Genomic DNA, 6,741 nt, shown 5'->3' with positions numbered 1-6,741 from the left:
CCCCGCCCTGGAGGCGCTGCTGGCGTCGGACCGGCACGAGGTCGTCGCCGTCGTCACCCGCCCCGACGCGACCGCGGGCCGCGGCCGCAAGCTGGTCTCCAGCCCGGTCGCCCAGCGGGCCGAGGAGGCCGGCATCGAGGTGCTCAAGCCCGTGAAGCCGCGGGACGAGGACTTCCTCGCCCGGCTCCGGGAGATCGCCCCGGACGCCTGCCCGGTCGTCGCGTACGGCGCGCTGCTGCCCAAGGCCGCGCTCGAGATCCCGGTGCACGGCTGGGTCAACCTGCACTTCTCGCTGCTTCCCGCCTGGCGCGGCGCGGCTCCTGTACAGCACGCGGTGATGGCCGGTGACGAGGTCACCGGCGCCTCGACGTTCCTCATCGAGCAGGGGCTCGACTCCGGCCCGGTCTTCGGCGTCGTGACCGAGGAGGTCCGGCCCACCGACACCAGCGGAGATCTGCTCACCCGGCTCGCGCACAGCGGCGCCGGGCTGCTCACCGCGACCATGGACGGCATCGAGGACGGCCGCCTGGTGCCCCGTACACAGCCCACCGAGGGCATCACCATCGCCCCCAAGATCACCGTCGAGGACGCGGCGGTGGACTGGAACGCGCCCGCGCTGCGCGTCGACCGGCTGATCCGCGGCTGCACCCCGGCGCCCGGCGCCTGGACGCTGCTCGACGGCGAACGGTTCAAGCTCGGCCCCGTGACCCCGCTGCCCGGCCGCGAGGACCTCGCGGGACTGGCCCCCGGCGAGCTCTCCGTCGCCAAGAACGCGGTGTACGTGGGCACCGGCAGCCACGCCGTGGAACTCGGCGAGGTGCAGCAGCAGGGCAAGAAGCTGATGCGCGCCGCCGACTGGGCGCGCGGCGTCCGCCTCGCCTCCGGCACCCGCCTGGGCGCGTAGCCCGCACCCCTTCCGACGAGGAGCGCCGTCCCGCCGGACGGTGACGGCCCGCGGCCGGCCCCGGTCGCCCGGGTGAGCGGTCGGCGGGCCGGCGGCCGTACGCTTTGTTCACGCCCTGTGCGCGGGAGGGGGCATCCCGCCGCCCGGGCGCAGCAGTTTTTTCCGACCGAGTCCGGAGCACATTGATCGTGAACGACCAGCCGCGCAGCCGACCGCAGGGCACCTCGCAGGGGAAGTCCCAGGGCAAGCCGAAGGGCAAGCCCTACCGCAGGCCCCAGCGGGATCCGGTCCGGATCCTCGCCTTCGAGGCGCTGCGGGCGGTCGACGAGCGCGACGCGTACGCCAACCTCGTCCTGCCCTCGCTGCTGCGCAACGCCGAGGCGGAAGCGGTCAAGAAGGGCGGCGAGTTCGACCGCCGGGACGCCGCCCTCGCCACCGAACTGGTCTACGGCACGCTGCGCCGTCAGGGCACCTACGACGCCGTGATCGCCGCCTGTGTGGACCGGCCGCTGCGCGAGGTCGACCCGCCGGTGCTGGACGTGCTCGCGCTCGGCGCGCACCAGCTGCTCGGTACCCGCATCCCGCCGCACGCCGCCGTCTCGGCCACCGTCGAACTGGCCCGGTGCGTGCTCGGCGACGGCCGGGCCCGGTTCGTCAACGCGGTGCTCCGCAAGATCGCCGCGCAGGACATCGACGCCTGGGTCGCCCAGGTCGCCCCGCCGTACGACGACGACCCCGAGGCGCACCTCGCCGTGGTTCACTCGCATCCGCGCTGGATCGTCTCCGCGCTGTGGGACGCGCTCGGCGGCGGCCGGGCCGGTATCGAGGACCTGCTGGAGGCCGACAACGAGCGGCCCGAGGTGACGTTGGTGGCCCGTCCCGGCCGTTCCACGGCCGAGGAGGTGGCCGCGTCGCTCCCGCCGGAGGCGACCGAGCCCGGCCGCTGGTCCCAGTACGCCGTACGGCTGGCCGAGGGCGGCGACCCGGGCGCGGTGGAAGCCGTCCGTGAGGGCCGGGCCGGGGTACAGGACGAGGGCAGCCAGCTGGTCGCGGCCGCGCTGGCGGCAGCTCCGCTGGACGGCCGGGACGCACTCTGGCTGGACGGCTGCGCGGGCCCCGGCGGCAAGGCCGCCCTGCTCGCCGCGCTCGCCGCGCAGCGCGGCGCCCTGCTCGTCGCGTCCGAGAAGCAGCCGCACCGGGCCCGGCTGGTGGAACGCACGCTGGCCGGCAACCCCGGCCCCTACCAGGTGATCGTCGCCGACGGCACCCGTCCCGCCTGGGCCCAGGGCTCCTTCGACCGGGTGCTCGTCGATGTGCCCTGCACCGGCCTGGGCGCGCTCCGCCGCCGCCCCGAGGCGCGCTGGCGCCGCAAGGCCGAGGACGTCGCGGGCTTCGCGACGCTCCAGCGCGGACTGCTCACCGAGGCGCTGCGAGCCGTCCGCGTCGGCGGCGTCGTCGGCTACGCCACCTGCTCGCCGCACCCGGCGGAGACCCGTGCCGTCGTCGACGACGTGCTGCGCGGCCTGGGGGCACCTACCAGCGGCAGCTGGGGGACGGACGGGCAGCCGGCCGCCGAGTGGATCGACGCCCGCCCCCTGATGTCCGGCGTCCCCGCGATCGGCGACGGCCCGGACGTCCAGCTCTGGCCGCATCTGCACGGCACCGACGCCATGTACCTGGCCCTGCTGCGCCGCACTGCCTGAGCTGCCCGCGGCCGAACGGGTCTCAGGACCGCTGTGCCAGATCGTCGTCCTGCTGGTGGGCGGTGGCCTGCGGCGGTGTGGTGCCGGGGGCGTCCAGCTTGCTGGGCCACCAGACGTGGTGACCCAGGTCGAGGGTGATCGCCGAGACCAGGATCGACCGCACGATGAACGTGTCGAGCAGGACGCCGAAGGCGACCGCGACCCCGAGCTCGGCGAAGCCGACCAGCGGGAGAGTGCCCAGCGCGGCGAACGTGCCGGCCAGGACCAGTCCCGCGGAGGTGATGACACCACCGGTCGCCGCGAGGCCGGTGAGCGTTCCGGCACGGGTGCCGGAGTGGGCCGTCTCCTCGCGGATCCTGGTCATCAGGAAGATGTTGTAGTCGATGCCCAGCGCCACCAGGAACACGAAGACGAACAGCGGGAACGAGGTGTCCTCGCCCTCGAACCCGAACAGGTGGTGGAAGGCGAACGTGCTCGCCCCGAGCGCCGCCGCGAAGGACAGCACGACGGTCGCGATGAGGATCAGCGGGGCGACCAGCGACCGCAGCAGCAGCGCGAGGATGAACAGCACGACGGCGAGGATCATCGGGATGAGGAGCTTGTTGTCGTGCGAGGTCGCACGGTTGGCGTCCTGGATGACCGCCGTGCCGCCGCCGACCTTGGCGTCGGCGCCCGGCACCGCGTGCAGCGCGTCACGGGCCCGGTCGACGGTCTGCTTGGCCGCCGTACTGTCGGCCGCCGAAGCCATCGTGGCTTCCAGATAGACCCGGCCGTTCTTCTCGGCTGGGACGCCCGGTGGGGTGGTGACGGAGCCGGGCGCGACGCCCTGGACCGAGCCGAGGGCGGTACGCGCCTGGTCCGCGGCCCCGGCGTCGGCGATGACGACGAGCGGCTGCCCGGCGCCGGCGGGGAAGTACCGCGCCGCGACCTCTTGGCCCACCACGGAGTCGGGGGTGCCGGTGAAGCCCTGGGCGGCCGTCAGTCCGTTCGCCTTCAGGCCGATCAGCCCCAGTGAGAGCACCGCGAGGGCCACCGCGGTGCCCGCCCAGACCGCGCGCGGCCGCTGGGAGATACGCCCGCCCACCCGCGCCCACAGTCCGCTGCGGGTCGGCTCGTCGGATCCCATGTGCGGCACGGCGGGCCAGAACGCCCAGCGTCCGACGATGACGAGCAGCGCGGGGAAGAGCGTGGTCATCGCGAGCAGGGCGACGGCCACGCCGATGGCCGCGACCGGCCCGAGCCCCGAGGTCGAGTTCATGTCGGCGGCCATCAGGCACAGCATGCTGACGGCGACAGTCGAGGCACTGGCGAGCACCGCGGGCCCGGCCCGGTGCAGGGCCAGGGCCATCGCTTCGTGCCGGTCCTCGTGGCGGCGCAGTTCCTCGCGGTACCGGGCGACGAGCAGCAGCGCGTAGTCCGTGCCGGCGCCGAAGACGAGGACGGTGAGGATGCCGGCGCTCTGCGCGTTGACCACCAGACCGGCGTGCCTGGCGAGCAGATAGATCACCGCCTGGGCGGTGAACAGCGCGCCGATGACGGAGATGATCGGCAGGAAGACCAGGGTCACGCTGCGGTAGGTGAGCAGCAGGATCACCACGACCACCGCGAGCGCGGAGAACAGCAGCGTGCCGTCGAGGCCCTGGAACGCCTCGGCGGAGTCCGAGGCGTAGCCGCCAGGACCGGTGAGGTGCACATCGAGGCCGGCGCTGTTCGCGTCGGCGGTGGCGCGGATGTCCTTCACCGCGTCGGCCAGGCCGTTCCAGCCGCCCGCGTCCACGCTGATCGGGACGATGATCTGGGCCGCGCGCGGAGTGCCGGTCTTCTCCAGCACCGGTCCCACGGTGCGGGCGCCGAGGATGCCGTGCTGCGTCATGGCCTTGAGGGACGCCGTGTCCTTGACGATCTTGGCGCGGTCGGTCTCGGTCAGGCCGCCCGGCCGGGCGTATACGACGACGGCTGGAGCGGTGTCGGGGAGGAAATCCTTCTGGAGGGTGAGGACTTGAGTGGATTCCGCGCTCCCGGGAAGCCACGTCGACGAGTCGTTCTTCTGTTCGTCCGTCAGCTTCTGCGCCAGCGGTGAGACCGCCACCAGCAGAATCAGCCACAGGACGAGTACGACCCACTTGCTGCGCCGGCCGCACACCAGGTGTGCCCACCGTCCGGTTCCGCCCACGACGAGTCTCCCCGCTTTGCGTACGTCTGTCGGCCCTCCCGAAATCCTTGTGGGGAGAGTGCTTGGAGAGCCAGCATGGCACCGGTGTTCGAGATCGTTCCGCGATTTTACGGAACGGACCCGTTCCTTGCGGGGGCAGGGATCTGGCACCCTCCGGGATCTGGTTTGCTGGGCATATGAGCGTGCAGATCAACCCCAGCATCCTTTCCGCCGATTTCGCCCGGCTCGCCGACGAGGCGAAGGCCGTGGAAGGCGCCGACTGGCTCCATGTCGACGTCATGGACAACCACTTCGTGCCCAACCTGACGCTCGGTGTGCCGATCGTGGAGTCGCTGAGCAGGGCGTCGGACATCCCGCTCGACTGCCATCTGATGATCCAGGACCCGGACCGCTGGGCCCCGGCCTATGTCGAGGCGGGCGCCGGTTCCGTCACCTTCCACGTCGAGGCGGCGGCCGCGCCGGTGCGGCTGGCCCGGGAGATCCGGGCGAAGGGCGCGCGGGCGTCGATGGCACTCAAGCCCGCCACCCCGATCGAGCCGTACGAGGACCTGCTGCCCGAGCTCGACATGTTGCTGATCATGACGGTGGAGCCCGGCTTCGGCGGGCAGGCGTTCCTCGACATCATGCTGCCCAAGATCCGCCGGACCCGTCAGCTGATCGACAAGCACGGCCTGGAGCTGTGGCTGCAGATCGACGGCGGGGTGTCGGAGCGGACCATCGAACGGTGTGCCGAGGCGGGCGCGGACGTCTTCGTCGCAGGTTCCGCGGTCTACGGTGCGGACGACCCGGCGGCGGCGGTGCGGGGGCTGCGTGAGCTGGCCACGGCGGCCTGTACCCACTGACGGTCCGGCTACGCGTCCGTAACACCGCGCCATCTGCGAGGATGAGCGCGGAGCCGATCAGATGGGCAACTGGGGAGAGCAACGTGACCACAGGCCGCACACAGGTGCGCATGGGCCCCGGCGAGATGGTCCAGGCCGCAGCGATGGCGCGCCGTTTCTACCTCGAGGGCAAGTCCAAGATCCAGATCGCCGAGGAGTTCGGCGTGAGCCGCTTCAAGGTGGCCCGGGTGCTGGAGACCGCCCTCGAACGTGACCTGGTACGGATCGAGATCCGGGTCCCGGCCGAGCTGGACGCCGAGCGCTCGGACGCGCTGCGCGCCCGCTACGGCCTGCGGCACGCGGTCGTCGTCGAGACCCCGCCGGAGCAGTCCGACGCGCCCGACCCGGAGAACCTGGGCAAGGTCGCCGCCGACCTGCTCGGCGAGCTGGTCACCGAGGGCGATGTGCTCGGCCTGGCCTGGGGCCGCTCCATCATCACGATGGCCAACGCCCTGGACCGGCTGCCGCAGTGCACCGTCGTCCAGCTGACCGGTGTGTACGACGTGGGCACCGCCGAGCGCGGCTCCGTCGAGGCGGTGCGGACCGCCGCCGCGGTCTCCGGCGGTGAGGCGCACCCGCTGTACGCGCCGATGGTGCTGCCGGACCCGGCGACGGCCGCCACCCTGCGCGCCCAGAGCGGAATCGCCGCCGCCATGGGGTACTTCGACAAGGTCACCGTCGCGGTGGTCTCGATCGGCTCCTGGGCGGCCGGCATCTCCACCGTCCATGACGCGCTGACCGACGCCGAGCGCGCGCACTACGCGGGGCTCGGCGTCGCCGCCGAGATGTCCTCGCACCTGTTCGACGCCGCGGGGCGCCGGGTCGGCCGCGACCTGGGCGAGCGCTGCATCACCATCGAGGCGGACCGGCTCCGCCGGATCCCCGAGGTGCTGGCCATCGCGGGCGGGCTGCGCAAGGCCGCCGCGATCGACGCCGTGCTGCGCTCCGGGCTGGTCACCAGCCTGGTGACGGACACGGCCGCCGCCGACCACCTGCTGTACTCGACCGGCGCCGCCCCGCGCCCCGCCCTGGACCGCGCGGACCCCGACGGACCGTAGTCCGCCGGGGTCGCACGTGCCC

At 73.0% G+C, this 6,741-nt stretch carries 5 protein-coding genes; 4 read left to right on the top strand and 1 reads right to left on the bottom strand.

Annotated elements, in window-relative coordinates; all coding sequences use genetic code 11:
• The coding region (fmt, locus tag O3W51_RS30685) for a methionyl-tRNA formyltransferase (RefSeq protein WP_269287803.1) at nucleotides 1-904 on the top strand (904 nt) is incomplete at its 5' end.
• Nucleotides 905-1,092: 188 nt separating this feature from the next.
• On the top strand, nucleotides 1,093-2,607 hold the full coding sequence (locus O3W51_RS30680; RefSeq protein ID WP_138353003.1) for an RsmB/NOP family class I SAM-dependent RNA methyltransferase: 1,515 nt from the start codon (nucleotides 1,093-1,095) through the stop codon (nucleotides 2,605-2,607).
• 22 nt (nucleotides 2,608-2,629) lie between these two features.
• Here O3W51_RS30680 and O3W51_RS30675 read toward each other — a convergent pair whose 3' ends face one another.
• Nucleotides 2,630-4,780: an MMPL family transporter gene (locus tag O3W51_RS30675; protein ID WP_138353004.1), complete on the bottom strand. Its 2,151-nt coding sequence runs from the start codon at nucleotides 4,778-4,780 to the stop codon at nucleotides 2,630-2,632.
• A gap of 176 nt (nucleotides 4,781-4,956) precedes the next feature.
• Between O3W51_RS30675 and rpe the strand changes: the two genes are divergently transcribed.
• Nucleotides 4,957-5,622 (top strand): ribulose-phosphate 3-epimerase, encoded by a 666-nt coding sequence (gene rpe, locus O3W51_RS30670; RefSeq protein ID WP_138353005.1) that lies wholly within the window; start codon nucleotides 4,957-4,959, stop codon nucleotides 5,620-5,622.
• 110 nt (nucleotides 5,623-5,732) lie between these two features.
• The gene (locus O3W51_RS30665) at nucleotides 5,733-6,719 is read left to right on the top strand and encodes a sugar-binding transcriptional regulator (RefSeq protein WP_187145265.1); all 987 of its coding nucleotides are present in this window, start codon (nucleotides 5,733-5,735) and stop codon (nucleotides 6,717-6,719) included.
• The last annotated feature ends 22 nt before the right edge of the window (nucleotides 6,720-6,741 follow it).

This window comes from Streptomyces sp. H39-C1 (assembly GCF_027158125.1).
In the GTDB taxonomy this organism is placed as follows: Bacteria; Actinomycetota; Actinomycetes; order Streptomycetales; family Streptomycetaceae; genus Actinacidiphila; species Actinacidiphila fildesensis.
The sequence above is the reverse complement of the archived record's forward strand: the minus strand, read 5'-3'. Positions and strand labels throughout refer to the sequence as shown.

Bases quoted from the DNA above. Each gene is read 5' to 3' on its own strand.
- O3W51_RS30665 (WP_187145265.1), top strand. From the start codon at position 5,733: ATGGGCCCCGGCGAGATGGTCCAGGCCGCAGCGATGGCGCGCCGTTTC.
- rpe (WP_138353005.1), top strand. From the start codon at position 4,957: ATGAGCGTGCAGATCAACCCCAGCATCCTTTCCGCCGATTTCGCCCGG.